Origin of the sequence: Streptomyces lavendofoliae (assembly GCF_014649735.1) — a bacterium.
GTDB lineage: Bacteria > Actinomycetota > Actinomycetes > Streptomycetales > Streptomycetaceae > Streptomyces > Streptomyces lavendofoliae.
In genome coordinates this window covers 79,174-104,151 of the sequence record NZ_BMTP01000009.1, presented here as the reverse complement: position 1 = coordinate 104,151, position 24,978 = coordinate 79,174, and the positions used below count along the sequence as shown (strand labels likewise).

Here is a 24,978-nt window from a genome sequence, read left to right as displayed (position 1 = left end):
CGGAGTGAACCGCCCGGGACCGTCTGATCCGTTCGGCCGCGCGCATTCGGCACCGCGCGACCGGGGCGGGTCAGTTACAGGTGGTGACGCTCAGGCTGCTGTCACCGCAGAGCAGCAGGCTCGCGCGGCTGCCCGTGGCGATGTCGCCCGTCGCCTCTTCCTTCGGGGTCTCCATCGACTGCAGGTCGAGAAGCGTCATGATCGATTCCTTTCCTTCACGGGGACGATGTGCTCTGTCTCGGCCCCTGGCTGGGGCCGGCTCGTGGGCCGCCGGAGCGGCGGGAGGAACGGCAGGTGCGCGTGTCCGTCGGACGCGGCGCTGCCGAGGGCGAGGAGGCAGCCGGCCGTACCCGTGGCCAGGTCCATGGACAGCCGCATCATCTGCTCGCCGGGGAAGGCCAGATGACCCTGGTACGGCACGGCGTGCCGGGCGAGGGCGTCGATCTGGCGCCGTACGTCGGAGGGGGCCGTCCCGGGGCCGGGCGCGGTGGTGCGGCTGAGGTACAGCACCATGCCGGCCGCCCCGCGGAAAAGCCCGGGCTGGGCGTAGAAGGTGGCCTGGGCGGCCCGTACGATGTCGCGCCGCGCCTGCTCGAAGGCGGCGTCGTCGCGGTGGGCGGCGTAGTCGTCGAGCACCATGCCGATGCCGACGCTGCCGGCGCCCAGGTACGGCATGGTCCGCCACCCCTCGTCGACCTGGAGGGTGCCGCCCGCGCTGGTGACGCAGCGGGCGAGGTCGCGCCGGAGCGCGTCGGCGGCCAGGTCCAGCAGCCCGGTGTCGCCGGTGCGTTCGTACAGCCGGAGGAAGAGCAGCGCGGGGCCGGACGCGCCGTACAGCAGCCCGGCCCGGGAGATGCCGGGAAGGGCGCGGGCGACGAGGTCGGCGCAGCGCAGCGCAGCGTCGGGCATGCCGAGCGCGTCGAGGGCGAGACCGAGGCCCGCGAGGCCGCCGTGCAGGTCCGGGGCGATGTCCTCCCAGGGCCGCTGGAGGGTGAGTTCGGCGAGTTCCAGGGCGCGTTCGGGGTGGCCGAGGCGGTCCAGGGTCCAGGCGATGCCGGCGAGGCCGTCGTAGAAGCCGATGGGTGTGCCGGACTCGGGTTCCTTGGTGCGGCGCAGCAGCCACTCCTCGGCCTCCGGGCAGGACCCGGCGCCCGTCTCCCCCAGGGCGTACAGGACGCCGGCGGTTCCGTAGCCGAAGGTCAGCCCGCCGCCCGCGGCGGCGAACTGGGCGATGTCGCCGGGGAAGAAGCGGTCCTCGCGCCCGGGAGTGGCCGAGGCGAGCACGGCGCGTGCCATGGAGTCGCGGCTGCGCGGCCAGTCGCCGGGTTCCACGGGCAGGTACGGCCCGCTCCCGGTGTCCCCCGCGATCTCCCGGACCGCCTCGTCGAGGAAGTCGCGCGGCACGGGGAAGTGCGCCGCCGCGATGTCGGCGAGGTGCCGGGCTTTGCCCGGGTCCAGCGGGAAGAGGCTGGTCAGCGGCAGGAACAGGGCGATCCGCAGGCAGGCCAGGGCATAGCGGTCGACGGCGAAGCCGCGCCGGTCGGCCGGTGCGACGAACGCGGGGTTGGCGACGGTCTGGCGGCGGCCCTCGTCGATGTGGGCCGCGGCCTCGAAGTCCAGGAGCGCCACGGACGTCTCGTCCTCGGACACCATGATGTTGAACAGGTGGAGGTCGTTGAAGACGACTCCGCGTGCGTGCACCGCGTCGACGGCCTCCTCCACCAGGCGGTGGACGCGCAGGGCCCAGGCGGTGTACTCGGCGAGGGACTCGGGGGTCGGGTCGGCCTCGATCAGCGGGTGCCTGCGGGCGAAGAAGGTGTTGAGGGGCTTGCCCTCGAGGAACTCCATCGCGAGGAAGTGGTGGTCGCCGAGGACGAAGGTCCCCTTCACCTCGGGGGTGCAGGGCAGTCCGGCGAGCCGCTCCAAAGCGGTCCGCTCGCGCCGGAGGCGGGTGACCGCGTCGGCGCCGTCGGCGGCCAGCCCGGCGTGGGGGCGGCCCTCCTTCAGGACGACCTTCTCGCCGGTGCGGCGGTCGTGGCCGACGTACACCCCGCCGCCGTTGGAGAAGTGCAGGGCGCTGTCGATGGCGTACGGGATGTCGGTGACCGTCACGGCGGCCCGTGCGTCGAGATGGGGCCGCAGGAAGGCGGGGGGCTCGATCCAGTCGGGTATCTGGAAGACCGGTCCGCGCAGGTCGGGGACGAGGTGTCCGTCGGGATGCTCGACGGCGGGGCACAGTTCGCCGTTCTCGCCGTAGCAGTGCCGCCGGGTGAAGCTGCCGTAGCGGACGTACACCGGTCCCTCGCCCCAGCGGAGGTCGCTGAGGATGTACGGGCCGGGCTCCCCGGCGAGCAGCTCGGCCAGGTCGTCGGCGGTCCGGTGGCACTGTGCGTCGTCCGCCGGATAGACGGTGATGAACTTGCCGCTGGCGGCGCGGTCGGCGTACTTGGCGTTGCGGGTGTGCAGCAGATAGCGGCTGGGGACGAACTTGAAGGCGATGCCCCGGGCGAGGCAGTACTCCATCACTCGGGAAAGAATCGATTCAGCGTTGTCCAGGCAGGCGGATACGTGGATCTTCCAGCCCTGCGCCGGCAGCGTGATGTCGAGGGGGCGGAGGGCCAGCCAGTCACCGCTGCGGTGCCGGCGCCACCCTTCGGGAACCGGCGCGAGAGCCGCCTCGTACTGCGCGCCACGGCGGTCGGTGCCCTCGGTGGACAGCCGGTACGGCGCGTCGTAGAAGTGGCGGTCCGCGTCGCAGAAGGTGGCGTAGCCCTTGATCACTCCTGCTCCCTCCATCGGCGGCGGTGACGACGGGGAAGACGTTGTCACCCCGGGCAGGGGCGGCAACAGTCACAAGCGTCAGCAACCGGCCGTGCGGAACGCATGAGTAACCTGCCGCTCCCCCGCCGTCGGCACCGCCCTACCCCGCCGACCGGCCCTCCCTCGCGACCAGGGTGAAGGAGTGACCCGCCGGGTCGGCATAGGTCCGCACGTCCCTCGGACCGGAGTTGTCCCGGGTCTCCACCGGCCGGGCGCCGAGGCCGACCGCCTCGCGCTCCGCCTCGTCCATGTCGTCCTCGGCTACCAGGATGTGCAGATGCGCCTGTTGCGAGTCGTCTGGGCGGGGCCAGCTGGGCGGCGCGTAGCCGTGGTCGCGCCGGACGGCCACGCACACGCCGTCGTTGCCGACCACCTCGATGAAGTCGGGATCGGTTCCGCGCCGGGTCTTGGCACCGAGGAGCCCGGCGTAGAACTCCGCGAGGGCCTCGGGCTCGGCGCTGTCGAGGACCAGGACACTGCTCTTGGGTACGGTCATGCACCCCTTGTGCCCGCAACCGGGTCGCGCATCACGCGCCTGGTTCCCGGTCACGACACGCGCACCTACACTGATCCCCCTCCAGCTGGTTGGCGGCCTGGTAGAACGCACAGAGCCGAACCGATCCGAGCCGATCCGGTGCAGTAGGGAGCCAGCAAGTGTTCTACTACCTGCTCAAACACGTTCTCCTCGGGCCGGTGCTGCGGCTGTTGTTCCGGCCGAGGACCGAGGGGCTGGAGCACATCCCGCAGGACGGTGCCGCGATCGTCGCGGGGAACCACCTGTCCTTCTCCGACCACTTTCTGATGCCGGTGGTCCTCAAGCGGCGCATCACCTTCCTGGCGAAGCAGGAGTACTTCACGGGCCCCGGCGTCAAGGGCCGGCTGACCGCCGCGTTCTTCCGCAGCGCCGGGCAGATCCCGGTGGACCGCTCCGGCAAGGAGGCCGGGCAGGCGGCGATCCGGGAGGGGCTCGGCGTGCTGGCCCGGGACGAGTTGCTCGGGATCTACCCGGAGGGCACCCGCTCGCACGACGGGCGGCTCTACAAGGGCAAGGTCGGGGTGGCCGTGATGGCGCTGAAGGCGGGCGTCCCGGTGATCCCGTGCGCCATGGTGGGGACGTTCGAGATCCAGCCGCCCGGCCAGGTCGTACCGAAGATCAAACGGGTGACGATCCGCTTCGGCGAGCCGCTGGACTTCTCCCGGTACGCGGGGATGGAGAACGACCGCACGGTCCTGCGCGCCGTGACCGACGAGATCATGTACCGGATTCTGGCGCTGTCCGGCCAGGAGTACGTGGACGACTACGCGGCCAAGGTGAAGGAGGCCGAACAGGCCGAACAGCAGCGGAGGTTCCCCCGGTTCCGCCGCTGAGCCCGCGCGGTGCCGGGCGGGCGCGGGGGCGGGCCACCGGATCATCGAGCACGAGCCGGAGGGCGCGACGGGCGCGGCCGACGCGTCGCGCGGCAACCGGCCGGAGCGGTCCGCCAAGGTGTGCGGCGCGGTCACCGTGAAGAGATCGGCACGGAGTTTCACCCGGCGGGCATGGGACCGGCACGACGGGCAACAAGGACCTTCACAAGTCCACCCCGAGCAGGGAGAGTTGCCATGGCCGGTTACGGCACCAGCAGTGCGCACGGGCAGGCGCAGTCCCGTACGAACGGTCTCGCCATCGCCGGGCTCGTCTGCGGCATCGTCGGCGTGCTGTTCTTCAACGTCATCCTCGGACCGCTCGCCATCATCTTCGGTGCGGTCGCCCTGAAGCAGGCGAAGGCGGGCCGCGGCGGGGCCGGCATGGCGAAGGCGGCCATAGCCCTCGGTGTCGTCGACCTGATCGTCTTCGCCATCCTGATCGCCGTCGCCGCCTCGTCCGGCGGCTTCACCTGGTACGTCGGCGGCTGACGCCACGTACGAGCCGGCGGCTGACGGCACGTACCCCGTCGACCGGCCGCACGGTCCGTGCTGAGCCGCGGACCGCACGTCCCGTCGTGAGCGGCGGCCCGCACGATCCGTGCCGGGCCGCCGCTCCGCCGTCACAGGGTCGCCCGCGCCTCGTCCAGGACGCGCCGCAGGCGCAGCGCGTCGGGGGCCACCGCGGTCACCAGGACGCCGGGCCCGGCCAGCGGTGCGAGGGCCGCCGAGTCCCCGATGAGCCGGGGCTCGGCGGCCTTCTCGTCGTAGGCCGGGTCCACCACGAGGAGCTGGCCGACAGCCCGGTTCCCCGCCAGGACCCCTCCGCCGTCCCAGCCGCCCGGCGCCCCCGGGCCGTAGGCCAGTTCCTGGTCCAGCAGGAGGCGTCCGGCGCGCCGGACGGTGAGGCGCGTGGTGAGGGTGCCGGGCTCCTCGCCGTGCCGGCCGAGGACCTGCTCCTCGCGCAGCACGAGCCGGGCGCCGGCCGCCAGGTCGACCCTCGTCCGCATCCGCAGGTCCGAGCCGTACGCGGATACCAGCTGCTCCGGCAGCCAGTGCAGCTCCGCCCCGTCGCCGGCGCTCAGGCGCACGTCGTACCGGGCGTGCCCGCCGTCCCGGCCCGGCAGCGCGACCGTGGCGGCCGCCGCGTCGACGGTGAGCCGTGCCCCGTCCCGTACCTCCGCCTCGACGGCGAGCCGGTCACCGCCGAGCGGCGCGGTCATGGCGCCGACGACGGTGACCCGCGTGTACGGGCCGGTCGCCCGTGTGCGCCGCAGGGCGAGCGGCCCGTCGCTCTCCAGCACGGGCAGGCCGGTGGGCGTGGCGACGATCCGGGCGGTGGCGTGGACGCTCATGCCGTGGCGGTCCAGGCGGTGAGCCGCTCGCGCACCCAGTCGGCGACCGGCCCGACGCCCCGCTCGCCGCGCAGCGAGGTGAAGGCGACGGGCAGGTCGCCGCGCTGCTCCTTGGCGTCGCGGGCCATCCGCTCCAGGTCGGAGCCGACGTACGGGGCGAGGTCGGTCTTGTTGACGACGAGCAGGTCGGCGGTGGTGACACCGGGCCCGCCCTTGCGCGGGATGTCGTCCCCGCCCGCCACGTCGATCACGAAGATCTGCGCGTCGACGAGGCCCTTGGAGAAGGTGGCGGTGAGGTTGTCACCGCCGGACTCGACCAGGATGAGGTCCAGCGGGCCGACCGCGTCCTCCAGGTCCTCCACCGCTTCGAGGTTGGCGGAGATGTCGTCCCGGATGGCGGTGTGCGGGCAGGCACCGGTCTCCACGGCCTGGATGCGCTCGGGCGGCAGCACCGCGTTGCGCAGCAGGAACTCGGCGTCCTCGCGGGTGTAGATGTCGTTGGTGACGACCGCCAGGGACAGCTGGTCGCGCAGCTCCCGGCAGAGGGCGGCGACGGTGGCGGTCTTGCCGGAACCGACGGGCCCGCCGAGGCCGATGCGCAGGGCGCGGCGGGTGCCGTCGGGTCGGTGGGCGTCGGCGCCGACGGCGGCGGGGCCGTCGTGGCTGTGGTCGAGGTGCATGGTCGTCCTTGTCTCGTGGGAGGAGGGTCGGGGGTTCGTCGGCGGGCGGGCCGGGCGCCGACACCGGGCGGCGGGCGGGGCGGCGGCGCCCGGCGGGCGCCCCGTGGCACCCGGCGGTGGCGCCGTCAGGAGGCGAAAAGGCGTACGGGCCATGCCGCGTGCTGCTCGGCGGTGATGTCGAGCAGCGGCGCCGACGCGGCGGGCAGCGCGTCGATCCCGTCATGGGCGGCCCGCGCGGCCCGTTCCGCCACCTGGTCCATCTCGGGCGCGAGACGGGCCAGGACGGCGGTGGCCTGGAAGGGGTCGAGGCTCAGCAGGCGGACGGCCGCCGTGGCCGGGCCGCCGACCGTCTCGTAGGCCACGCAGTGCGCGGCGTCCCGCGGGCCGAGGCCCGCCGCCCGGGCGGCCAGCCCGAGGACCACCGGCTGGTGGGCTCCACGCGGGAACGCCCGTGCGAGGGCGTCGAGTTCGTCGCCCGGCCAGGTGGCGCGGGCGGCCCGCAGCATCTGGCGGCCGAGCCTGCGGGCGGTGGCGCGCAGGGCGGGTGACGGGGTCCGGGCGTCGGCGGCCTCGTCGAGCGCGGCGGGGTCGTGGCCGAGGGCGGCCGCGGCGGCGAGACCGGCGGAGGTGAGCCCACTGGTGTGCAGACGGCCCCGGCAGAAGGTTTCCAGGTCGCGGGCGTCCCGGATACGTCCCGCCTTGACGGCCGCTTCGGCCCCGCCGGAGTGGGCGTGGCCGCCGGCGGGGAACCGTCCGTCGGCGAGGACGAGGAGGGCGGCACGGGTCATCACGTACTCACTAGAAGAGGAAGTAGCGCTGGGCCATGGGCAGTTCGGCGGCGGGTGCCGGGTCGACCGGATCGCCGTCGATCGTCACCGTGAAGGTGTCGGCGTCCACCTCGACGCGTGGCAGGGCGTCGTTCTCGCGCATGTCGGCCTTGGTGACGCCCCGCGTGCTGGTGATGGCGCGGAACTCCTTGGCGAGACCCAGGCGTTCGGGCAGGCCGTCGTCGAGGGCGGCCCCGGTGACGAAGTTGACCGAGCCGGCCGCGGCCGCCGCGCCGAGTGCGCCGAACATGGGCCGGGGCATGACCGGCTGGGGCGTGGGGATCGAGGCGTTGGCGTCGCCCATCTGCGCGTAGGCGATCTGGCCGCCCTTGATCACCGTCTGCGGCTTGACGCCGAAGAACGCCGGCTCCCACAGGACGAGGTCGGCGAGCTTGCCGGTCTCGACGGAGCCGATCTCCCCGTCGAGGCCCTGGGCGACGGCCGGGTTGATCGTGTACTTGGCGACATAGCGACATACGCGGCGGTTGTCGGCGCGGCCGTCGCCCGGCAGCGCGCCCCGGCGCTTCTTCATGACGTGGGCGGTCTGCCAGGTCCGCAGGATCACCTCGCCGACGCGCCCCATGGCCTGGGAGTCGGAGGAGATGATCGAGATGGCGCCCAGGTCGTGCAGGATGTCCTCGGCCGCGATGGTCGAGGGGCGGATACGGGACTCCGCGAAGGCCAGATCCTCCGGTACGGCCGGGTTGAGGTGGTGGCACACCATGAGCATGTCGAGGTGCTCGTCGAGGGTGTTGACGGTGTGCGGGCGGGTGGGGTTGGTGGAGCTGGGCAGGACGTACGGCTCGGAGACGACGGTGATGATGTCGGGCGCGTGACCGCCGCCCGCGCCCTCGGTGTGGTAGGCGTGGATGGTCCGGCCCGCGATGGCGGCGAGGGTGTCGCCGACGAACCCGGCCTCGTTCAGGGTGTCGGTGTGGATGGCGAGCTGGGCGCCGGACTCCTCACAGACCCGCAGGCACGCGTCGATGGCGGCGGGGGTGGCCCCCCAGTCCTCGTGGATCTTGAACCCCAGCGCGCCGCCCCGGAGTTGGGAGCGCATGGCCTCGTGCGAGACGGTGTTGCCCTTGCCGAGCAGGCCGATGTTGACGGGGTACGTCTCCAGCGCCTGGAACATCCGGGCGAGGTGCCAGGGGCCGGGGGTGATGGTGGTGGCCTTGGTGCCTTCGGCGGGTCCGGTGCCGCCGCCGACGAGGGTGGTGATGCCGGAGGTGAGCGCCTGCTCGACGACGGTCGGCGAGATGAAGTGGATGTGGGCGTCGACGGCGCCGGCGGTGACGATCTTGCCGTTGCCGGCGATGATCTCCGTCTCGGGTCCGATGACGAGGTCCGGGTGGACACCGTCCATGGTGTCGGGGTTGCCGGCCTTGCCGATGCCGGTGATCCGGCCGTCCCGGATGCCGATGTCGGCCTTGACGACGCCCCAGTGGTCGATGACGACCGCGCCGGTGATGACGGTGTCCGGGGCGCCCTCGGCGCGGGTCGCCCGGGACTGGCCCATGGACTCGCGGATCACCTTGCCGCCGCCGAACACCGCCTCGTCGCCCGCGCGTCCGGGTCCGCCGGAGCGGTCCTCCTCGATCTCGACCAGCAGGTCGGTGTCGGCGAGCCGGATGCGGTCGCCCGTGGTGGGGCCGAAGAGGTCGGCGTACACGGGCCGGGTGAGTTCAGCCATCGAGGGGCCCTCCGGTCTGTCCGCGCAGGCCGGGGACGACACGCAGCCCGGCGAGCGGTACGAGTTCGACGTCGACCGGGATGCCGGGTTCGAAGCGTACGGCGGTACCGGCGGCGATGTTGAGCCGCAGGCCGCGCGCGGCCGGACGGTCGAAGTCGAGGCCGGGGTTGGCCTCGGCGAAGTGGTAGTGGGAGCCGACCTGGACGGGCCGGTCGGCGGCGTTGAGGACGGTGAGGCGGGTGACGGGGCGGCCCTCGTTGAGGGGGACGGGCTCGTCCGCGTACAGGATCTCTCCGGGGATCATCGGTGCCGTGCCCCCGTCAGACGATCGGGTCGTGGACGGTGACGAGCTTGGTGCCGTCGGGGAAGGTGGCTTCGACCTGGACGTCGTGGATCATCTCGGCGATGCCGTCCATCACGTCGTCGCGGGTGAGCACCTTGCGGCCGGTCGCCATGAGTTCGGCGACGGTACGGCCGTCGCGGGCACCTTCCAGGATGTGGGAGGTGATGAGGGCGACGGCCTCCGGGTGGTTGAGCCGTACGCCGCGTGCCCTGCGCTTCTCCGCCACGTCTGCGGCGACATGGATGAGCAGTCTCTCCTGCTCGTGCGGGGTCAGTTGCACGTTCCACCTCACAGTCTCCCGCCCGATCCGGTCCCGGGCGCAGCGGGACCCTATCCGGCTTCAACACTCTGTTGACCTGCGGGAACGAGTGTGGCGCAGAGATATTTCAATCTCTGGCAGAAGTTTTTCCGGCAGGTTAACCGGCACTTTGCCCGGCCATGGAGAACAGCGGCGCGGGTCCGCGGAAGGGGCGGTGCCGGCCACGCGGTCGGCGTGACGGGCCCGCCGGGCGCGACGGTCGGCAGGAACGAACCGGCCCGGCGCCCGGCCGCATACGGGCGGGCGCCGGGCCGGGGACGTACGCCACGGCGTCACCGGACGGAGGCCCCGCCCGCGCCGGACGGGGGGCCGCTCCGTAGCGGTCGGCGGCGGGGAAGTCGCCGGACTCCCGCCCGGTCAGCGGCCGGGCCGGCGCGGGCCGTCCGGGCGGTGCTCGGCGGCGATGCCGAAGCGGCCCTGTTCGCCCGGAGCGGAGGCGCCGGCGTCGCGGACGGTGGAGACGGACCGGACCACCGGCTCCCGCGCCGGCCGCTCCGCTTCGAGTCGTTCCAGGTCGGCGGCCGACACCAGCGCCACGAGCGGCTTGCCGTGGCGCGTGACGACCACCCGTTCACCGCCGTAGACGACGCGGTTGATCAGATCGGCGAGCTCTGCCCGGGCTTGCGTCACCGGAATCTCGTAGGCCATGCTCCCATGATAACGGCCTGTACGTCCTGTACATTTTGCACAGAGATCGAGGAGCCCGTCATGAGCCATCCGGCCCGGTACGTCCTGCCCGGCTTCACCGAGCGCGCCGGCTCCGGCACCCGCACGGTCGACCCGTACTCCACGTTGCTCGAGGAGCGGATCATCCTCCTCGGCACCCCCCTCGACGACACCGCGGCCAACGACGTCATCGCCCAGCTCCTGTACCTGGAGCACGCCGCGCCCGACCGGGACATCTCGCTCGTCATCAACTCCCCCGGCGGCCCGGTCGGCGCCATGTCGGCCGTCCACGACACGATGCGGGCCGTGCGCTGCGACGTGGGGACGACCTGCGTCGGACAGGCGGCGTCGACCGCCGCCGTCCTGCTCGCCGCGGGGACGCCCGGCAAGCGCCTGGCCCTGCCGGGGTCGCGCGTCCTGGTGCGGCAGCCGGCGCCGGGCGAGCCGTTGCCCGGACAGCCGTCGGACCCGGACCTCCAGGCCCGCGAGGCGCTGCGGCAGCGCGACCTGCTGGCCGCCGCCCTGTCCCGGTACACCGGCCGGGACCGCGAGCGCGTCGACGCCGACCTGGAGCGCGACACGGTCCTCGACGCGGCCGGCGCCGTGGCGTACGGCCTAATCGACCAGGTCGTCACTCGCCGGGCGAGGTGACCGGTGACGGCTCCCGAACACCCGCCGCTCCCCGCGCTGACCCGGGCCGAAGGCGCGTTCGTCGACAGCTGGCTCGAAGTGGTCGACCTCGTGGGGCGGGCGCACCCGGCGCGCGCCTCGCACACCTACAGCGCCCTGCGCGCGGCGCAGGCCCTCGTCGGGCGCGCGACGGCGCTCCGCGACGCGCTGACCTCGATGCACGAGCGCGGCGAGACCGATGTGCATGCCCATACGCTGGCGCGGGCGCTCCGGGTCCTTGACGGCGAACGGCGCGCGAGCCGCGTGACGGTGCCTCAAAATCGAGACACGGGACCGATCTAGCCCTCCCCCGGATGGGCTCAGGAGTACGAGGAACGCTCCCCCGTTCAGCGTACGCAACCGGACGAATTTCGTACGGCGCGACTTGCGCGCTCCGTGTACACATCTGGCGGAATATCAGGTTCCGTCGCTGGTACGGGGATCATCGATGTCACGCCGCCGGGCGCCAAATCGGCCCTGTCCACCCGAATGGATCAGTCGTGAGGAGCCTCACAAAAGGCCGTTTCGACTCGGAATTTCACCCCGACATGGGTCAAGATCCCAGACGACGACAAGCCCCCGCCGCCGCGGCGGGGCGGTCCGGGCGGACGCCGAGTCCTGCCGCCGCCCGGATGACTGGTCGACAGGAGTGGATCGGCAGGAGTGGAGGACCCGAGCAGTACGGGTGACCGAATCGATGTTCGTCCCATCGGTCGCCCTTGGGGTGAAGCCGCGTCAGCGGCCGGGCAACTTCGCCAGCCCGAACCCGACAGGTCATCCTTCACAGGCGGCTGACGAAGGGTTGCGCATGAACGCGCAGATTCATGTCCCGTCTCTGCTGTCCCGGGCCGGTGCCGTCTCGGCACTCGCCCTCGCCGCCGTCGGCGGCCAGATGCTGGCGCCCGGCGCCGTGACCGAGGCGCAGGCCGCCCCGGCGCACGCCACCAAGGCGCTGAACATCGCCGCGTCCAAGAAGGGCGCACCGTACAAGTACGGAGCTGCGGGCCCGTCCCGGTTCGACTGCTCCGGGCTCACGCTGTACTCGTACAAGAAGGCCGGCAAGGCGCTGCCGCGCACCGCGCAGCAGCAGTACAACAAGACCCGCCACATCTCGGCGTCCAGCCGGACGAAGGGCGACCTCGTGTTCTTCCACCGGGGGAGCAACGTCTACCACGTCGGGATCTACGCGGGTAACAACAAGATCTGGCACTCACCGAAGTCAGGATCGGTCGTGAAGCTGGACAAGATCTGGTCGAAGTCGGTCTGGTACGGACGCGTCCGCTGAGCCCAGCGGGCATGAGCGGCGGTGCGGGGGTACTCGTGGGAGATGTCCGGCGAGATCCCCCGCACCGCGCGCAACGAGACGCCCCTGGAGCGTGCCGACCGGAACTTCGCCGAGCTGCTCCAGGAGCTGCGCGTCACCCAGACGGGCGTCCAGATCCTCTTCGCCTTCCTGCTGACGCTGGCCTTCACACCGCGCTTCACCTCGCTCGACTCCTACCAGCGCGGCACGTACGTCGTCACACTGCTGCTCTCGGTGGTGGCGGCCGCCCTGCTCACCGCCCCGGCCGCCCTGCACCGGACGCTCTTCCAGCAGGGCGCCAAGGTCCGCATCGTCGCCGTGTCGTCCCGGCTCGCGAAGATCGGGCTCGCCGTCCTGGCGCTGGCCCTCACCTCGTCCGTGTCGCTGGTCGTCGACGTGGTGCACGGCCGCCCCGAGGGCCTCGCGGCGGGTGCCTTCACCCTGCTGGTGTGCGCCGGCCTGTGGGGGCTGCTCCCCCGGCTGGTGCGGCACCGTCTGGGCACCCGGCCGCCGGAGCGGCCTGTGCCGGCACGTCCGGGGCGGCGCTTCCGCCGACGGTGAGGCCGGGAGGCGGGGCGACGGGGGCCCGCGGGGTCCGCCCGGCCTGTCGAGCGGCTGTGCGGGGTTGCTGGGGCTGCCGGGGGTGGTGAGAGACTGCCGGGACTGGTGAAGTCCGCCGGGGCCTGCGGGGGCGCGCTGGCGCCCGGGCGCCGGGGAGGGCTCAGGTCTGGACCGGGGTGGTCCACGGGAGGGCGATCCAGACGGTCTTGCCGCCCTCCGGGGTCGGGGTGACCGACAGACGGCCGCCGCACTCCGCCGCGAGCCAGCGGATGATGACCATGCCGCGCCCGTTGTCCTGCTGGACGGCCGCGGGGAGCCGCCGCGGCCAGCGCGGGTGACTGTCGGTGACGCCGATGCGCAGCCGCTCGTCGCGCTCCAGCCGTACGTCGACGGTGAACGTCGGAGACTTTCCGAAGGTGTGCTGGACGGCGTTGGTGGCGAGCTCCGAGACGATCAGCCGGACCGTGTCCGCCGTGTCCGCGCCGTCGGGCAGGCCCCATTCCGTGAGGACGTCCGCCACGTATCTTCTGGCGGCGGATACCGAGACGGGATCGCTCGGCAAGGTGACGGATGCTTCCTGATGGTCTGCCATGGCGACGCCGTCCCTTTCCCACCGGGGCCGGACTCCGACACGTACCGGATGTTTTGTGAGGACGGCCTCGGAATACGCTTCGCGCCAGACTGCCACTTATGTCGCCCCCGGTGAGGGCGATCCTCCAGGATCTGCATATATCTGTCGCTCGAAGCGGTGAACTCTGCTACGCGAGACCGGATTTGGGCGGCAGACTGGGGGGTTGGCCCGGCGGCGGCAGGAGGTGGTCATGCGAGGCACACGGCACGGCCCGGCGGTGCGCCGGCGCAAGCTCGGCGAGGAGTTGCGCGGGCTGCGCCTGGCCGCGGGGCTCACCAGCCGTGACGCCGCGCGGCTGGTGGGCTGGCACCAGTCGAAGGTGAGCCGGATCGAGACCGGTACGAGCGGAGTGACGGGTGCGGACGTGGCCCGGCTGCTCGACGCCTACGGAGTGCGCGAACCCCGCTCGCGCGCTGCGCTGGAGGCGCTGTCGGGCGCGGCGGACGGCGGCGGGGCGGGGTGGTGGCACGCGTACCGGGGGGTGCTGCCACCGCCGTACCAGGACTTCATCAGCCTGGAGGCGCAGGCGTGCCGGGCGCGCACGCTGGAGACCTCGGTGGTGCCGGGCCTGCTCCAGACGGCGGAGTACGCCCGCGCCGTGACGCGGGCGGCGCTGGACGGGGTGCCGCCGGCGACCGTCGACGCGCTGGTGCGGGTCCGGGTCGCGCGGCAGGAGGTGCTGCGCGCCGACCCCCCGCTGCGGCTGGAAGCCGTGCTGGACGAGGCGGTGCTGCGGCGGCGAGTGGGCGGACCGGAGGTGATGCGGCGGCAGTTGTGCCGGTTGCTGGAGTGGTCACGGTTGCCCCATGTGCGGCTCCAGGTGGTGCCGTTCGCCCGGGGCGAGTATGTCGGACTGTCGGGATCTTTCGTTATCTTCTCCTTTCCGAACACTTCTGATCTGGACGTGGTTTCTCTTGACCACTTGACGAGTAGCCTCTATCTCGAACGCACGGAGGAACTCAGGGCGTACGGCGCCGCCTTCCGCACCATGCAGGCGCAAGCCCTGTCGCCCGAGGACACATCGGACCTCATCGCCGGGATCGGTGACGGCGCGTAGCGAGAGGCACCCCCCATGACCGCTCACCCCGCACCGCACGACGTCCCTCGCTGGCGGCGCAGCAGCCGCAGCGTGGGGATGAACAACTGCGTCGAGGCCGCCCGTCTCGACCCCGCACGCCTGGCCGTGCGCGACTCCAAGGACACCGCCGGGCCGCCGCTGCGCTTCTCCGCGACGGCCTGGGCCTCCTTCGTCACCTCCCTGAAGGAGGCCGGCTCCCCGGAGCCGACCGGCTGACCGGCACCGGCGCGGTCCGCAGGATCGTGGCGACCGCCTCGTCCACCTGACGCTCCGACAGGTCGGCCCGCGCGGTGAGCCGGAGGCGCGAGATGCCGTCCGGCACCGACGGGGGCCGGAAGCACCCCACCGCGAGCCCCCCGGCCCGGCAGTCGGCCGCCCACCGCACCGCCTGCTCGGGGGAAGGGGCCCGCACGGAGACGACGGCGGCGTCCGGCCGCACGGCGCTCAGGCCCGCCCCGGTCAGCCGCGCGTGCAGGGTGGCCGCCACCGCGCGCGCCCGGCCGGCCAGGGCGGGCTCGCCGCGCAGCAGGCGCAGGCTCGCCAGCGCCGCCCCCGCGGCGGCCGGGGCGAGACCCGTGTCGAAGATGAACGTCCGGGCGGCGTTGACCAGGTGGTCGATCACCCGGGCGGGGCCGAGCACCGCCCCGCCCTGGCTGCCCAGCGACTTGGAGAGGGTGAGCGTGGCGACCACGTCCGGGTCGCCCGCGAGCCCCGCCGCGTGCAGCGCCCCCCGCCCTCCCTCCCCCAGCACGCCGAGGCCGTGCGCGTCGTCGACCACCAGCGCCGCGCCGTGCGCCCGGCACGCCGCCGCGAGCCCGGCCAGCGGCGCCGCGTCCCCGTCGACGGAGAAGACCGAGTCCGTGACGGCGAGCGCCCGCCGCCCGGGGTGGGCGCCGAGCGTCTTGTCCACCGCGTCCGGGTCCGCGTGCGGGACGACGGCCGTCTCGGCGCGCGAGAGCCGGCAGCCGTCCACGATCGAGGCGTGGTTGCCCGCGTCCGAGACGATCAGGGAGCCGCGCGCGCTCAGCGCGGTGAGGGCGGCGAGGTTCGCCGCGTACCCGGAGGAGAAGACAAGCGCCGCCTCGAACCCGCAGAAGGCGGCCAGCTCCCGCTCCAGCTCGGTGTGCAGCTCGGTGGTGCCGGTCACCAGCCGGGAGCCGGTGGCGCCGGCGCCCCACCGTCGGGCCGCGTCGGCCGCCGCCGCGGTGATGTCCGGGTGGTGGGTCAGGCCGAGGTAGTCGTTGCTCGCCAGGTCCAGCAGGTCCGGCACGGCCGGCCGGGGGCGGAGCGTGCGGACGAGACCGGCGTCCGCGCGGCGGCGCGCCTCGGAGTCGATCCAGTCGAAGGGCGAGCCGACGGGCGGGGCGATCGGCCGGTCGAGCGGAGCCTGGGGCATGTCCGGTTCCCTTTTGTAGACAGCGAACAGACCCTAATAGTGGTGGGGCGGTACCGGAGTGTGGTTATACACACACTCGAAACCGGCTCTCCTGTGGAGTTCCTCCTTGGCCCGGGGCCGTGCCGTAGGCCAGGATCAGCGTCATGGACCTGCTGAACACGCTGGTGGACAAGGGGCTTCGGCGCGAGCTGCCGACCCGCGAAGAAGCGCTCGCCGTGCTGGCGACCTCGGACGACGAGCTCCTGGATGTGGTGGCCGCGGCCGGGAAGGTACGCCGTCAGTGGTTCGGGCGGCGGGTGAAGCTCAACTACCTGGTCAACCTCAAGTCCGGTCTGTGTCCCGAGGACTGTTCGTACTGCTCGCAGCGGCTCGGTTCCAAGGCGGAGATCCTCAAGTACACCTGGCTGAAGCCGGAGGAGGCGTCGAAGGCGGCGGCCGCCGGTGTCGCGGGCGGCGCCAAGCGGGTCTGCCTGGTGGCCAGCGGTCGCGGGCCCACGGACCGGGACGTCGACCGGGTCTCCCGGACGATCGAGGCCATCAAGGAGGAGAACGAGGGCGTCGAGGTCTGTGCCTGCCTCGGTCTGCTCTCCGACGGCCAGGCGGAGCGGCTGCGGTCGGCGGGCGCCGACGCGTACAACCACAACCTCAACACGTCCGAGGGGACGTACGGGGACATCACGACCACGCACACCTACGCGGACCGGGTCGACACGGTGCAGAAGGCGCACGCGGCCGGTCTGTCCGCCTGCTCCGGGCTGATCGCGGGCATGGGCGAGAGCGACGAGGACCTGGTCGACGTCGTCTTCGCGCTGCGCGAGCTGGACCCCGACTCGGTGCCGGTGAACTTCCTGATCCCCTTCGAGGGCACCCCGCTCGCCAAGGAGTGGAACCTCACCCCGCAGCGGGCGCTGCGCATCCTGGCGATGGTCCGGTTCGTCTGCCCGGACGTGGAGGTCCGGCTGGCGGGCGGCCGGGAGGTGCACCTGCGCACGCTCCAGCCGCTGGCGCTGCACCTGGCCAACTCGATCTTCCTTGGCGACTACCTCACCAGCGAGGGCCAGGCCGGCAAGGCGGACCTGGAGATGATCGCGGACGCCGGCTTCGAGGTGGAGGGCACCGACACCACCACGCTGCCCGGGCACCGCGCGGACGCCGCCTCCTGCGGGACCGGCGGGGGCTGCGGTTCGGGTTCGGTGTGCTCCTCGGAGGAGCCCGCGCCCGCCGCCGTGCCCGCGCCCGCGCCGGCCGACCAGGCGCGGACCGACCTGGTCGCCGTGCGGCGCCGGGGCGCCGGCACCGACCTCGCGCCCAATGCGTGAGGTCGACGCGGCCGAGCTGATCGCCCTCGACCGGGCACACGTCTGGCACCCGTACGGCCCCATGCCGGGGCGGACGGACCCGCTCGTCGTGGAGTCCGCCGCCGGGGTGCGGCTGCGGCTCGCCGTCCCCGCGCAGGGGCGCGAGGAACTGGTCGACGGCATGTCGTCGTGGTGGTCGGCCGTCCACGGCTACAACCACCCGGTGCTCAACGAGGCCGCGCGCGGCCAGCTGGACCGGATGAGCCACGTGATGTTCGGCGGTCTCACCCACGAGCCCGCCGTCCGGCTGGCCGCCCGGCTGGTGGAGATCACTCCGGAGCCGCTGCGGCACGTCTTCCTCAGCGACTCGGGATCGGTGGCCGTGGAGGTCGCCGTCAAGATGTGCCTCCAGTTCTGGCGGTCCGTGGGCCGCCCCGCCAAGCGGCGGCTGCTGACCTGGCGCGGCGGCTACCACGGCGACACCTGGCAGCCGATGTCGGTGTGCGACCCCGAGGGCGGGATGCACGAGCTGTGGTCCGGGGCGCTGCCCCGGCAGGTCTTCGTGGGCCCGCCGCCGGTGGCGTACGAGGAGTCGTACGCCGAGGAGCTGCGGGCGTCGGTCGGGCGGCACGCGGACGAGCTGGCCGCGGTGATCGTCGAGCCGGTGGTACAGGGCGCGGGCGGGATGCGGTTCCACGACCCGGCGTACCTGCGGGTGCTGCGGGAGGCGTGCGACGAGCACGACGTCCTGCTGGTGTTCGACGAGATCGCCACCGGGTTCGGGCGGACGGGCACGCTGTTCGCGGCCGAGCACGCCCGGGTGGCTCCGGACGTGATGTGCCTGGGCAAGGCGCTGACCGGCGGGTACCTGTCGCTCGCCGCCACGCTGTGCACCTCGCGCGTGGCGGACGGGATCTCGCGGGGCGAGGTGCCGGTGCTGGCGCACGGCCCGACGTTCATGGGCAACCCGCTCGCCACCGCCGTGGCGTGCGCCTCGATCGACCTGCTCCTCGGCCAGGACTGGGCGCGGGAGGTCGGGCGGATCGAGAGGGGGCTGCGCGAGGGACTGGCGCCGGCCTCCGGGCTGCCGGGGGTCCGGGACGTGCGGGTACTCGGCGCCATCGGCGTGGTGCAGCTCGACCGTCCGGTGGACGTGGCGGCCGCGACGGCGGCGGCGGTCCGTGAGGGCGTGTGGCTGCGGCCGTTCAGGGACCTGGTGTACGTGATGCCGCCGTACATCACCGGTGATGACGATGTGGCACGGATCTGCCGCGGGGTGGTCGCGGCGGCGCGGGAGGGTTGAGATGTCGGTACTGGTGGTCAGCGGCACGGGGACGGAGATCGGCAAGACCGTGGTCACGGCGGCCCTGGCGGCGGTGGCGCGGGCGGCGGGCCGGTCGGTGGCGGTGCTGAAGCCCGCGCAGACCGGGGTCGGCCCGGGCGAGCGGGGCGACGCCGACGAGGTGGTACGGCTCGCCGGGGACGGGGTCGTCCCGGTCGAACTGGCGCGGTTCCCCGAGCCGCTGGCGCCGGACACGGCCGCGCGGCGGGCCGGGATGGCCCCGGTCGGCCCCGGCGAGGTGGCCGACGCCGCGCGGAAACTGGCGGCGGACCACGACCTGGTGCTGGTCGAGGGCGCGGGCGGGCTGCTCGTGCGGTACGACGAGGAGGGCGGCACGCTCGCCGACGCGGCCGGGCTGCTGGACGCCCCCGTGCTGGTGGTGGCGCCCGCCGGGCTCGGCACGCTCAACATGGTGACGCTCACCGCCGAGGCGCTGCGGGCACGGGGGCTGACCCAGGCCGGCGTGGTCGTGGGCAGCTGGCCGGACGAGCCGGGCCTCGCGGAGCGGTGCAACCTCGCGGACCTCCCGGCGGTGGCGGGCGCGCCCCTGCTCGGCGCGGTGCCCTCGGGCGCCGGGGCGCTGGCGCCCGGTGTGTTCCGGCGGCGCGCGGCGCGGTGGCTCGCCCCCGAGCTGGGCGGTACCTGGGATGCGGCGGGGTTCGCCGCCGCCGTAGGCCGCTGATCATGCGTGCTGTGGTCAGCGAGATCGTGTTCGACTGTGCCGACCCGGCGGCGCTGGTGCGTTTCTGGGCCGCGCTGCTGGGCGGCGAGCCGGTGGACCGGAGCCCCGACTGGTCGTACGTGGAGCCCCCCGGTTTCGTACGGGTGGCCTTCCAGCGCGTGCCGGAGGGCAAGGCCGCGAAGAACCGGCTCCACCTGGACCTGGAGGCCGGCGCCGTGGCGGACGCCGCCGATGCGGCGGTCCGGCTCGGCGCGGAGCGCGTCGGGGGCGTCGTGGCGGACGAGCAGGGCGACTTCCAGGTGCTGCGCGACCCGGAGGGCAACGAGTTCTGCTTCGTGACGGGCTGACGGGGGACGCCGGCGGGAGGACACTGACCGTGTCCGGCCCCGGCCTTTTGCCGGGGTCCTCCCCTCCTGCCCCTCTCCCCGGAGGTCCGCGATGCGGGACACCGTCCACCATCCGCTGTTCGCACGGTGCTACGCGCGCGTGAGCGTGGCCGTGGACGCCAGGGGCGGGGTAGCCGCGCACCGGCGCGCGCTGCTGGCCGGGCTCTCCGGCCGGGTCGTCGAGGTCGGCGCGGGCAACGGGCTGAACTTCGCGCACTACCCGGGCACCGTGGCGGAGGTCGTCGCGGTCGAACCGGAGCGTCGGCTGCGGCGGTTGGCCGCGACCGCGGGGCTGCGCGCCGAGGTGCCGGTGGACGTGGTGCCGGGGGTGGCGGAAGCGCTGCCGCTGAAGAGCGAGGCGTTCGACGCGGCGGTCGCGTCGCTGGTGCTGTGCACGGTGCGGGACCTGCCGCGGGCGCTGGCGGAGCTGCGGCGGGTGCTGCGGCCCGGCGGTGAACTGCGGTTCTTCGAGCACGGGGTGGGCGAGGGCCGCGCGCTGGCGACGGTGCAGCGGACGCTGGACCGCACGGTGTGGCCGCTGCTGTTCGGCGGTTGTCACACGGCCCGGGACCCGCTGGCCGCCATCGGGGCGGCCGGGTTCGAGATCGTCTCGTACCGCCGCCTCAGGATTCCGGAGAGCGGCCCGGCGACACCGGCCTCGACCTGTGTGCTCGGTGTGGCGCGGCGACCGGACTGAGTCCTTCCCCTCTCCACGGGCCGGGGCGGGCGCGCCGGGCGCACTAGTGTGCGGTCATGAACGCGCACACCTACCTTTCGCACCTCTTCTCGCTGGACGGCCGCGTCGCCCTGGTGACGGGCGGCAGTTCCGGCATCGGCCGGGCCGTCGCGGGCGCCCTCGCACGGGCCGGGGCGAGCGTGGTGATCGTCGCCCGCCGGGAGGCGGAGCTGGCCGCCACGGCCGACGAACTGCTGGCCGACGGCTGCCGGGCGGCGTGGGTGAGCGGTGACCTGTCCACCCGCGCCGGGGTACGGGCGGCGGCGGAGGCGGCTGCCGGGGTGTACGGGGAGCCCGACATCCTCGTCAACAGCGCCGGGATCAACCTCCGGCCGCCGATGGGCGAGGTGGGCGAGGACGTCTGGGACGCCACGATGGCGGTGAACCTGGAAGCCCCCTTCCTGCTGGGCGAGCGCTTCGGACCGGGCATGGCCGAGCGGGGCTTCGGGCGGATCATCCACGTCACCTCCCAGCAGGCGCACCGGGCGTTCGTGCGGAGCGGGGTGTACGGGGTGTCGAAGGGCGGCCTGGAGTCGCTGGCCCGTTCGCAGGCGGAGGCGTGGTCGTCCCGGGGCGTCACGGCCAACACGCTGGTGCCCGGTTTCGTGCTGACCCCTCTCAACGCCCGGCTCCAGGAGGACCCGGAGACGGTCGCGGCGCTGGCCGCGCGGACGATGGTGGGGCGCAACGGGCTGGCGGACGACTTCGCGGGCGCGGCGGTGTTCCTCGCGAGCGGCGCCTCCGCGTACGTCACCGGGCAGGCGCTGTTCGTCGACGGCGGGTTGTCCGTGCACTGACCGCGTGCGGGGTGACCGTCCCGGAGGGGCGCGGTCAGCGGCTCCACCGGCGCAGCTCGGCGGCGATGGCCCGGACGTCCGCCTCGCCCGCCTTGACGAGCCGGGCCAGGTCCCGGACCCGCTCCGGGGAGGTGGCGACGTCCAGCCCGGAGGCGACGAGGTAGCCGTACGCGACGGCGGAGGCGTACATGGCGTTGGAGTGCTCCAGCGCGGGCACGTGCAGCAGCAGTTGCAGCAGCGCGGCGGCCCGGGCGTGCGGGTCGCCGTAGACGGGGACGCCGAAGATCTCCGCCTGGTGCCGGCTGACGGCGGCGACCAGCGCGCCCCAGTCCGTGACGCGGGGGTCGCCGGGGGTCTGCTGCTCGGCGACCATGAGGAGCCAGGCGAGGTCGATCGACAGGTTCATACGAGCGGTGCGCCCGCCCTCGTCGTCGTGTGGGTCATCGCTCGCCGGGCGCGCCGCGGTCCGGGGCGCCGAACTCCTCGGCGAAGACCGATTCGTACCGCTTCATGAAGTCGGCCGCTGCCTCCACGAAGGCACGGCCCGCCTCGCCCGCGTCATGCTGGACGAGCTCCTCGATGTACCGGTTCACGCTGACGCCCCGCTGCCGCGCCCGGCGGCGGGCGGCCTCGGCGGTGGTCTCGTCGACGCGTACGTTCAGCTGGGTCTTCGCCACACCACCACGCTAGCGTGACGGCGCTAGCACCGACAAGCCCCGGCGGGGCCCGCGCCCGCCGCGCCATGGGGACCCGCGCGACCGGCCGGCCTCGCGGTGCCCGATGATGGCGGCATGGATGATCTTCGGATACGGACCGCCTCGCCGGCCGACGTCGACACCGTCCTCGCCTTCTGGAAGGTCGCCGCGGAGGGCACCAGCGTGAGCGACGACCGGGACGGCGTGGAGCGGCTGATCGCCCGGGACCCCGGGGCGCTGATCGTCGCGGTGCGCGACGGCGAGCCGGTCGGGACCGTCATCGCGGGCTTCGACGGCTGGCGCTGCCACCTCTACCGCCTCGCCGTCCACCCGGACCACCGCCGGCAGGGCGTCGGCACCGCGCTCCTCGCGGCGGCCGAGGAGAGGTTCGTCCGGCTCGGCGGCCGGCGGGCCGACGCCATGGTCCTGGACCGCAACGAGCGCGCGCACCCCGCCTGGCGGGCGGCCGGCTACACCGCCCAGCCGGAGTGGAGCCGCTGGGTCAAGCCCCTCCGACCGCACACGAAGTGATCACTTTGCTGATCCTTTACCATGGAGGAACCAGATACCCCCCGATCGGAAGGTGTGAGCGTCCGCCCATGGGCGAGCCTCCCAGTAGTAGCCGTAGCCGAGATCGCGCGTCCGTCCCCTCCGTGGCCGATCATGGAACGGAGGTGAACCGATGACCGAAGTGCTCCTGCTCCTCGTGGCGCTGCTGCTGTCGCTCGCGTGCGGCGCGTTCGTCGCGGCCGAGTTCTCGCTGACGACCGTCGAGCGCTCGGAGCTCGAACGGGCCGTCGAGCGGGGTGAGCGCGGGGCGGCCGGCGCCCTCAAGGCCGTCCGCTCCCTCACCTTCCAGCTCTCCGGCGCGCAGCTCGGCATCACCGTCACCAACCTGGTCGTCGGCATGCTGTCCGAGCCGTCCATCGCCAAGCTCATCCGCGGCCCGCTCCAGGGCGTGGGACTGTCGTCGTCCGTCGCGTCCTCGATCGCGCTGGTTCTCGGTACGGCGCTGTCGACGGTCGTCCTGATGGTCGTCGGCGAGCTCGTCCCGAAGAACTGGGCCATCTCCTCGCCGCTGGCGGTCGCCAAGGTCGTCGCCACGCCGCAGCGGATCTTCACCGCCGCGTTCAGGCCGCTGATCAGCCACCTCAACAACACGGCCAACCGCATCGTGCGGCGGCTCGGTATGGAGCCGGCCGAGGAGTTGGCCTCGGCCCGCAGCCCGCAGGAGCTGGTCGCCCTGGCCCGCCACTCCGCCCGCGCGGGCTCCCTGGAGCCGGACACCGCCGAACTCTTCGTCCGTACGCTGAACCTGGCGGAACTGACCGCGGAGAACGTCATGACGCCGCGCGTCCAGGTCACCGCCCTGGAGGCCCAGGCCACCGCCGAGGACGTCGCCAACGCGACCCGCGCGACCGGCCTGTCCCGCTTCCCCGTCTACCGCAACAGCCTGGACTCGGTCATCGGCATCGCGCACATCAAGGACGTCCTGACGGTCCCGGCCGGGCAGCGGCACCGCAAGCCGGTCGCCGAGATCCTCCGGGAGCCGCTGCTCGTACCGGAGTCGCTGACCGTCGACCGGCTGCTGGACCGGCTGTCCGGCAAGACGACGATGGCCGTCGTCATAGACGAGTACGGCGGCACGGCCGGGGTCGTGACCCTGGAGGACATCGTCGAGGAGGTCGTCGGCGAGGTCCGCGACGAGCACGACCCGCACGAGACGCCCGACCTGGCCAGGGCGGGCGAGGACGCCGACGGGCGGATCCTGTGGTCCGCCGACGGCGCCGCCAGGACCGACCAGCTGGAGACGATCGGCCTGCGCGTGCCCGACGGACCCTACGAGACCCTCGCCGGGCTCGTCGCGACCGAGCTGGGCCGCATCCCGGCCGTCGGCGACAGCGTCGCCGTGGACGGCTGGCTGCTCGACGTGGTCGACGCCTCCGGGCGCCGCGCCGCGCGGGTGATGCTGCACGCCCCGGTCGACGGTGCGGACGAGGACGACGACGGCGACGGCGACGGCGACGGCGACGGCCGCGATACCGAGGGACGGATGAGCGGATCCGGCCGGCGCGGGACCCACGAGGGGCCGACGCGGCACAAGGACCGCGCCTACGAGGGCGGGGAGGCCGGCCGATGACCGCGATCCAGTTGCTGATCGGTCTGCTGACCCTGGTGGTCAACGCGTTCTTCGTGGGCGCGGAGTTCGCGATGATCTCCGTGCGCCGCAGCCAGATCGAGGCCGGGGCGGAGGCCGGGGACCGGCGGGCGCGCAGCGTCATCTGGGGCCTGGAGCACGTCTCGGCGCTGCTCGCGGCGGCCCAGCTCGGCATCACGCTGTCCACCCTGGTGCTCGGCGTGGTCGCCGAGCCCGCCATCGCCCACCTGCTGGAGCCGGTGTTCGACACGGTCGGCGTGCCGCACGGGCTGGTGCACCCCATCTCGTTCGTGATCGCCCTGTCGCTGGCCACGTACCTGCACATGCTGCTGGGCGAGATGGTGCCGAAGAACATCGCCCTGGCCGAACCGACGCGCACGGCCCTGCTGCTGGGTCCGCCCCTGGTGGCGCTGGCACGGGCGCTGAAGCCGGTGATCTTCACGATCAACGCGTTCGCCAACGCCCTGCTGAAGCTGATGCGGGTGGAGACGAAGGACGAGGTGTCGGCCACCTTCTCGGACGACGAGCTGGCCCGGATGGTCACGGACGCCGGCGACGCCGGTCTGCTCGACGACCGGGCGGCCGAGCGGCTGCACGACGCCCTGGAGCTGGGGCGCCGACCGGTCCGCGACGTGGTGATGCCGGTCGAGCGGGTGCTGCACGCCCGGGTCGGGACCACGCCCGAGGAGCTGGAGGCGCTGGCCGCCGAGTCCGGGTTCTCCCGCTTCCCGGTGGTCGACTCGGCCCGCCGCATCCTCGGCTACCTGCACGTCAAGGACGCTCTGGACGCGACGCCGCGCGACGTGCCCTTCCCGGTGACGGCGATGCGCCCGATCGCCCGGGTCCGGGCGGCCACGCCGATGGACGACGTCCTGACCGCGATGCGGCGCAGCCGGACGCACCTGGCGGCCGTGCTGGACGACGACGGCAAGCTGGCCGGACTCGTCACCATGGAGGACGTCCTGCGGGAACTGGTCGGCCGCCCGGCCGGGTAGGTCCGGCCGGTACGTAGGTCCGGCCCGGCCGCGTGGGTCCGGCACGTAGGTCGCGCCGCCGGGTCTCCCCCGGCGGCCGGCGGACGGGTGAGCGCCTCGGCCGGCGCCTGTGCGGGGGGCCCGGCCTCCGGGGTCCGCCCTGCC

31 protein-coding genes and 1 riboswitch are annotated in these 24,978 nt (G+C 73.5%); of the genes, 17 read left to right on the top strand and 14 right to left on the bottom strand.

Annotated features, from left to right (window positions below; translation table 11 throughout):
- Positions 1-70 precede the first annotated feature (70 nt).
- From IE109_RS18470 to IE109_RS18460, 3 genes are all read right to left on the bottom strand, one after another.
- The gene (locus tag IE109_RS18470) at positions 71-199 is read right to left on the bottom strand and encodes a SapB/AmfS family lanthipeptide (protein WP_073755677.1); all 129 of its coding nucleotides are present in this window, start codon (positions 197-199) and stop codon (positions 71-73) included.
- Positions 196-2,781, bottom strand: coding sequence for a class III lanthionine synthetase LanKC (gene lanKC, locus IE109_RS18465; RefSeq protein ID WP_189552010.1), 2,586 nt, complete (start codon positions 2,779-2,781; stop codon positions 196-198). Before lanKC ends, IE109_RS18470 begins: the two co-directional genes overlap by 4 nt.
- Before the next feature lie 139 nt (positions 2,782-2,920).
- Positions 2,921-3,316: a VOC family protein gene (locus IE109_RS18460; protein ID WP_189552009.1), complete on the bottom strand. Its 396-nt coding sequence runs from the start codon at positions 3,314-3,316 to the stop codon at positions 2,921-2,923.
- Positions 3,317-3,474: 158 nt separating this feature from the next.
- On the opposite strand from IE109_RS18460, the gene IE109_RS18455 reads away from it, so the two are divergent.
- Together IE109_RS18455 and IE109_RS18450 are read left to right on the top strand one after the other, a co-directional pair.
- Positions 3,475-4,188: a lysophospholipid acyltransferase family protein gene (locus IE109_RS18455; RefSeq protein WP_189552008.1), complete on the top strand. Its 714-nt coding sequence runs from the start codon at positions 3,475-3,477 to the stop codon at positions 4,186-4,188.
- A gap of 234 nt (positions 4,189-4,422) precedes the next feature.
- A complete protein-coding gene (locus tag IE109_RS18450) occupies positions 4,423-4,716 on the top strand; it encodes a DUF4190 domain-containing protein (RefSeq protein ID WP_189552007.1) in 294 nt (97 codons plus the stop codon).
- A 131-nt stretch (positions 4,717-4,847) separates the two neighbouring features.
- Here IE109_RS18450 and IE109_RS18445 read toward each other — a convergent pair whose 3' ends face one another.
- The 7 genes from IE109_RS18445 to IE109_RS18415 form a co-directional block, all read right to left on the bottom strand.
- A complete protein-coding gene (locus IE109_RS18445; RefSeq protein ID WP_189552006.1) occupies positions 4,848-5,579 on the bottom strand; it encodes an urease accessory protein UreD in 732 nt (243 codons plus the stop codon).
- Entirely contained in the window at positions 5,576-6,259 is a 684-nt protein-coding gene (ureG, locus tag IE109_RS18440) for an urease accessory protein UreG (protein ID WP_189552005.1), read from the bottom strand. The genes IE109_RS18445 and ureG overlap by 4 nt, the downstream gene beginning before the upstream one ends.
- A 125-nt stretch (positions 6,260-6,384) precedes the next feature.
- Positions 6,385-7,047, bottom strand: a complete 663-nt coding sequence (locus IE109_RS18435; RefSeq protein WP_189552004.1) for an urease accessory protein UreF — start codon at positions 7,045-7,047, stop codon at positions 6,385-6,387.
- Positions 7,048-7,057: 10 nt separating this feature from the next.
- Entirely contained in the window at positions 7,058-8,779 is a 1,722-nt protein-coding gene (locus IE109_RS18430; protein ID WP_189552003.1) for an urease subunit alpha, read from the bottom strand.
- Positions 8,772-9,083 carry an urease subunit beta gene (locus IE109_RS18425; protein ID WP_189552002.1) on the bottom strand — a complete coding sequence of 104 codons (312 nt, stop codon included), beginning with the start codon at positions 9,081-9,083 and terminating at the stop codon, positions 8,772-8,774. Before IE109_RS18425 ends, IE109_RS18430 begins: the two co-directional genes overlap by 8 nt.
- Positions 9,084-9,099: 16 nt before the next feature.
- The gene (locus IE109_RS18420; RefSeq protein ID WP_189552001.1) at positions 9,100-9,402 is read right to left on the bottom strand and encodes an urease subunit gamma; all 303 of its coding nucleotides are present in this window, start codon (positions 9,400-9,402) and stop codon (positions 9,100-9,102) included.
- A 396-nt stretch (positions 9,403-9,798) separates the two neighbouring features.
- The gene (locus IE109_RS18415; RefSeq protein ID WP_189552000.1) at positions 9,799-10,089 is read right to left on the bottom strand and encodes a type II toxin-antitoxin system Phd/YefM family antitoxin; all 291 of its coding nucleotides are present in this window, start codon (positions 10,087-10,089) and stop codon (positions 9,799-9,801) included.
- A 60-nt stretch (positions 10,090-10,149) separates the two neighbouring features.
- Here IE109_RS18415 and IE109_RS18410 point away from each other — a divergent pair, with 60 nt between their 5' ends.
- The 4 genes from IE109_RS18410 to IE109_RS18395 all read left to right on the top strand — a co-directional run bounded on the left by IE109_RS18410 (position 10,150) and on the right by IE109_RS18395 (position 12,640).
- Positions 10,150-10,758, top strand: coding sequence for an ATP-dependent Clp protease proteolytic subunit (locus tag IE109_RS18410; RefSeq protein WP_189551999.1), 609 nt, complete (start codon positions 10,150-10,152; stop codon positions 10,756-10,758).
- Between the two features lie 3 nt (positions 10,759-10,761).
- Complete coding sequence (locus IE109_RS18405) at positions 10,762-11,079, top strand: hypothetical protein (protein WP_189551998.1); 318 nt, start codon at positions 10,762-10,764, stop codon at positions 11,077-11,079.
- A 328-nt stretch (positions 11,080-11,407) separates the two neighbouring features.
- Positions 11,408-11,581, top strand: a riboswitch (cyclic di-AMP (ydaO/yuaA leader).
- Between the two features lie 3 nt (positions 11,582-11,584).
- Positions 11,585-12,061: a C40 family peptidase gene (locus IE109_RS18400; RefSeq protein ID WP_189551997.1), complete on the top strand. Its 477-nt coding sequence runs from the start codon at positions 11,585-11,587 to the stop codon at positions 12,059-12,061.
- A gap of 42 nt (positions 12,062-12,103) precedes the next feature.
- Entirely contained in the window at positions 12,104-12,640 is a 537-nt protein-coding gene (locus tag IE109_RS18395; protein WP_189551996.1) for a DUF6328 family protein, read from the top strand.
- A 160-nt stretch (positions 12,641-12,800) separates the two neighbouring features.
- On the opposite strand, the gene IE109_RS18390 is transcribed toward IE109_RS18395, so the two are convergent.
- Positions 12,801-13,232, bottom strand: coding sequence for an ATP-binding protein (locus IE109_RS18390; RefSeq protein WP_189551995.1), 432 nt, complete (start codon positions 13,230-13,232; stop codon positions 12,801-12,803).
- Positions 13,233-13,461: 229 nt separating this feature from the next.
- Between IE109_RS18390 and IE109_RS18385 the strand changes: the two genes are divergently transcribed.
- Both IE109_RS18385 and IE109_RS18380 read left to right on the top strand, forming a co-directional pair.
- Positions 13,462-14,328, top strand: coding sequence for a helix-turn-helix domain-containing protein (locus IE109_RS18385; protein ID WP_189551994.1), 867 nt, complete (start codon positions 13,462-13,464; stop codon positions 14,326-14,328).
- 15 nt (positions 14,329-14,343) lie between these two features.
- Complete coding sequence (locus IE109_RS18380; protein WP_189551993.1) at positions 14,344-14,565, top strand: DUF397 domain-containing protein; 222 nt, start codon at positions 14,344-14,346, stop codon at positions 14,563-14,565.
- Here the strand turns inward: IE109_RS18380 and IE109_RS18375 are convergent.
- Entirely contained in the window at positions 14,522-15,745 is a 1,224-nt protein-coding gene (locus tag IE109_RS18375) for an 8-amino-7-oxononanoate synthase (protein ID WP_189551992.1), read from the bottom strand. The genes IE109_RS18380 and IE109_RS18375 overlap by 44 nt on opposite strands.
- Before the next feature lie 143 nt (positions 15,746-15,888).
- On the opposite strand from IE109_RS18375, the gene bioB reads away from it, so the two are divergent.
- The 6 genes from bioB (at position 15,889) to IE109_RS18345 (ending at position 20,986) form a co-directional block, all read left to right on the top strand.
- A complete protein-coding gene (bioB, locus tag IE109_RS18370) occupies positions 15,889-17,064 on the top strand; it encodes a biotin synthase BioB (protein ID WP_189551991.1) in 1,176 nt (391 codons plus the stop codon).
- Entirely contained in the window at positions 17,057-18,346 is a 1,290-nt protein-coding gene (locus IE109_RS18365; RefSeq protein WP_189551990.1) for an adenosylmethionine--8-amino-7-oxononanoate transaminase, read from the top strand. The genes bioB and IE109_RS18365 overlap by 8 nt, the downstream gene beginning before the upstream one ends.
- Before the next feature lies 1 nt (position 18,347).
- Positions 18,348-19,067, top strand: coding sequence for a dethiobiotin synthase (gene bioD / locus IE109_RS18360; RefSeq protein WP_189551989.1), 720 nt, complete (start codon positions 18,348-18,350; stop codon positions 19,065-19,067).
- A 2-nt stretch (positions 19,068-19,069) separates the two neighbouring features.
- Positions 19,070-19,414 (top strand): VOC family protein, encoded by a 345-nt coding sequence (locus IE109_RS18355; RefSeq protein WP_189551988.1) that lies wholly within the window; start codon positions 19,070-19,072, stop codon positions 19,412-19,414.
- A gap of 91 nt (positions 19,415-19,505) precedes the next feature.
- A complete protein-coding gene (locus IE109_RS18350; RefSeq protein WP_189551987.1) occupies positions 19,506-20,150 on the top strand; it encodes a class I SAM-dependent methyltransferase in 645 nt (214 codons plus the stop codon).
- Positions 20,151-20,206: 56 nt separating this feature from the next.
- Complete coding sequence (locus IE109_RS18345; RefSeq protein WP_189551986.1) at positions 20,207-20,986, top strand: SDR family NAD(P)-dependent oxidoreductase; 780 nt, start codon at positions 20,207-20,209, stop codon at positions 20,984-20,986.
- A 34-nt stretch (positions 20,987-21,020) separates the two neighbouring features.
- On the opposite strand, the gene IE109_RS18340 is transcribed toward IE109_RS18345, so the two are convergent.
- Positions 21,021-21,392, bottom strand: a complete 372-nt coding sequence (locus IE109_RS18340; RefSeq protein ID WP_189551985.1) for a fic family toxin-antitoxin system, toxin component — start codon at positions 21,390-21,392, stop codon at positions 21,021-21,023.
- Between the two features lie 34 nt (positions 21,393-21,426).
- The gene (locus IE109_RS18335) at positions 21,427-21,663 is read right to left on the bottom strand and encodes an antitoxin (protein ID WP_189551984.1); all 237 of its coding nucleotides are present in this window, start codon (positions 21,661-21,663) and stop codon (positions 21,427-21,429) included.
- A 114-nt stretch (positions 21,664-21,777) separates the two neighbouring features.
- Here IE109_RS18335 and IE109_RS18330 point away from each other — a divergent pair, with 114 nt between their 5' ends.
- The 3 genes from IE109_RS18330 to IE109_RS18320 all read left to right on the top strand — a co-directional run bounded on the left by IE109_RS18330 (position 21,778) and on the right by IE109_RS18320 (position 24,834).
- On the top strand, positions 21,778-22,212 hold the full coding sequence (locus tag IE109_RS18330; RefSeq protein WP_189551983.1) for a GNAT family N-acetyltransferase: 435 nt from the start codon (positions 21,778-21,780) through the stop codon (positions 22,210-22,212).
- A 151-nt stretch (positions 22,213-22,363) separates the two neighbouring features.
- Entirely contained in the window at positions 22,364-23,821 is a 1,458-nt protein-coding gene (locus IE109_RS18325; RefSeq protein WP_189551982.1) for a hemolysin family protein, read from the top strand.
- Positions 23,818-24,834, top strand: coding sequence for a hemolysin family protein (locus IE109_RS18320; protein WP_189551981.1), 1,017 nt, complete (start codon positions 23,818-23,820; stop codon positions 24,832-24,834). Before IE109_RS18325 ends, IE109_RS18320 begins: the two co-directional genes overlap by 4 nt.
- The last annotated feature ends 144 nt before the right edge of the window (positions 24,835-24,978 follow it).

Excerpts from the sequence above, each read along its gene's own strand:
- IE109_RS18430 (WP_189552003.1), bottom strand. The coding sequence starts at position 8,779 with ATGGCTGAACTCACCCGGCCCGTGTACGCCGACCTCTTCGGCCCCACC.
- IE109_RS18410 (WP_189551999.1), top strand. The coding sequence starts at position 10,150 with ATGAGCCATCCGGCCCGGTACGTCCTGCCCGGCTTCACCGAGCGCGCC.
- bioB (WP_189551991.1), top strand. The coding sequence starts at position 15,889 with ATGGACCTGCTGAACACGCTGGTGGACAAGGGGCTTCGGCGCGAGCTG.
- IE109_RS18345 (WP_189551986.1), top strand. The coding sequence starts at position 20,207 with ATGAACGCGCACACCTACCTTTCGCACCTCTTCTCGCTGGACGGCCGC.
- IE109_RS18415 (WP_189552000.1), bottom strand. The coding sequence starts at position 10,089 with ATGGCCTACGAGATTCCGGTGACGCAAGCCCGGGCAGAGCTCGCCGAT.
- IE109_RS18375 (WP_189551992.1), bottom strand. The coding sequence starts at position 15,745 with ATGCCCCAGGCTCCGCTCGACCGGCCGATCGCCCCGCCCGTCGGCTCG.
- IE109_RS18460 (WP_189552009.1), bottom strand. The coding sequence starts at position 3,316 with ATGACCGTACCCAAGAGCAGTGTCCTGGTCCTCGACAGCGCCGAGCCC.
- ureG (WP_189552005.1), bottom strand. The coding sequence starts at position 6,259 with ATGCACCTCGACCACAGCCACGACGGCCCCGCCGCCGTCGGCGCCGAC.
- IE109_RS18435 (WP_189552004.1), bottom strand. The coding sequence starts at position 7,047 with ATGACCCGTGCCGCCCTCCTCGTCCTCGCCGACGGACGGTTCCCCGCC.
- IE109_RS18325 (WP_189551982.1), top strand. The coding sequence starts at position 22,364 with ATGACCGAAGTGCTCCTGCTCCTCGTGGCGCTGCTGCTGTCGCTCGCG.
- bioD (WP_189551989.1), top strand. The coding sequence starts at position 18,348 with ATGTCGGTACTGGTGGTCAGCGGCACGGGGACGGAGATCGGCAAGACC.
- IE109_RS18380 (WP_189551993.1), top strand. The coding sequence starts at position 14,344 with ATGACCGCTCACCCCGCACCGCACGACGTCCCTCGCTGGCGGCGCAGC.
- IE109_RS18425 (WP_189552002.1), bottom strand. The coding sequence starts at position 9,083 with ATGATCCCCGGAGAGATCCTGTACGCGGACGAGCCCGTCCCCCTCAAC.
- IE109_RS18400 (WP_189551997.1), top strand. The coding sequence starts at position 11,585 with ATGAACGCGCAGATTCATGTCCCGTCTCTGCTGTCCCGGGCCGGTGCC.
- IE109_RS18385 (WP_189551994.1), top strand. The coding sequence starts at position 13,462 with ATGCGAGGCACACGGCACGGCCCGGCGGTGCGCCGGCGCAAGCTCGGC.
- IE109_RS18330 (WP_189551983.1), top strand. The coding sequence starts at position 21,778 with ATGGATGATCTTCGGATACGGACCGCCTCGCCGGCCGACGTCGACACC.
- IE109_RS18445 (WP_189552006.1), bottom strand. The coding sequence starts at position 5,579 with ATGAGCGTCCACGCCACCGCCCGGATCGTCGCCACGCCCACCGGCCTG.
- IE109_RS18355 (WP_189551988.1), top strand. The coding sequence starts at position 19,070 with ATGCGTGCTGTGGTCAGCGAGATCGTGTTCGACTGTGCCGACCCGGCG.
- IE109_RS18320 (WP_189551981.1), top strand. The coding sequence starts at position 23,818 with ATGACCGCGATCCAGTTGCTGATCGGTCTGCTGACCCTGGTGGTCAAC.
- IE109_RS18395 (WP_189551996.1), top strand. The coding sequence starts at position 12,104 with ATGTCCGGCGAGATCCCCCGCACCGCGCGCAACGAGACGCCCCTGGAG.
- IE109_RS18340 (WP_189551985.1), bottom strand. The coding sequence starts at position 21,392 with ATGAACCTGTCGATCGACCTCGCCTGGCTCCTCATGGTCGCCGAGCAG.
- IE109_RS18470 (WP_073755677.1), bottom strand. The coding sequence starts at position 199 with ATGACGCTTCTCGACCTGCAGTCGATGGAGACCCCGAAGGAAGAGGCG.
- IE109_RS18390 (WP_189551995.1), bottom strand. The coding sequence starts at position 13,232 with ATGGCAGACCATCAGGAAGCATCCGTCACCTTGCCGAGCGATCCCGTC.
- IE109_RS18365 (WP_189551990.1), top strand. The coding sequence starts at position 17,057 with ATGCGTGAGGTCGACGCGGCCGAGCTGATCGCCCTCGACCGGGCACAC.
- IE109_RS18450 (WP_189552007.1), top strand. The coding sequence starts at position 4,423 with ATGGCCGGTTACGGCACCAGCAGTGCGCACGGGCAGGCGCAGTCCCGT.
- IE109_RS18350 (WP_189551987.1), top strand. The coding sequence starts at position 19,506 with ATGCGGGACACCGTCCACCATCCGCTGTTCGCACGGTGCTACGCGCGC.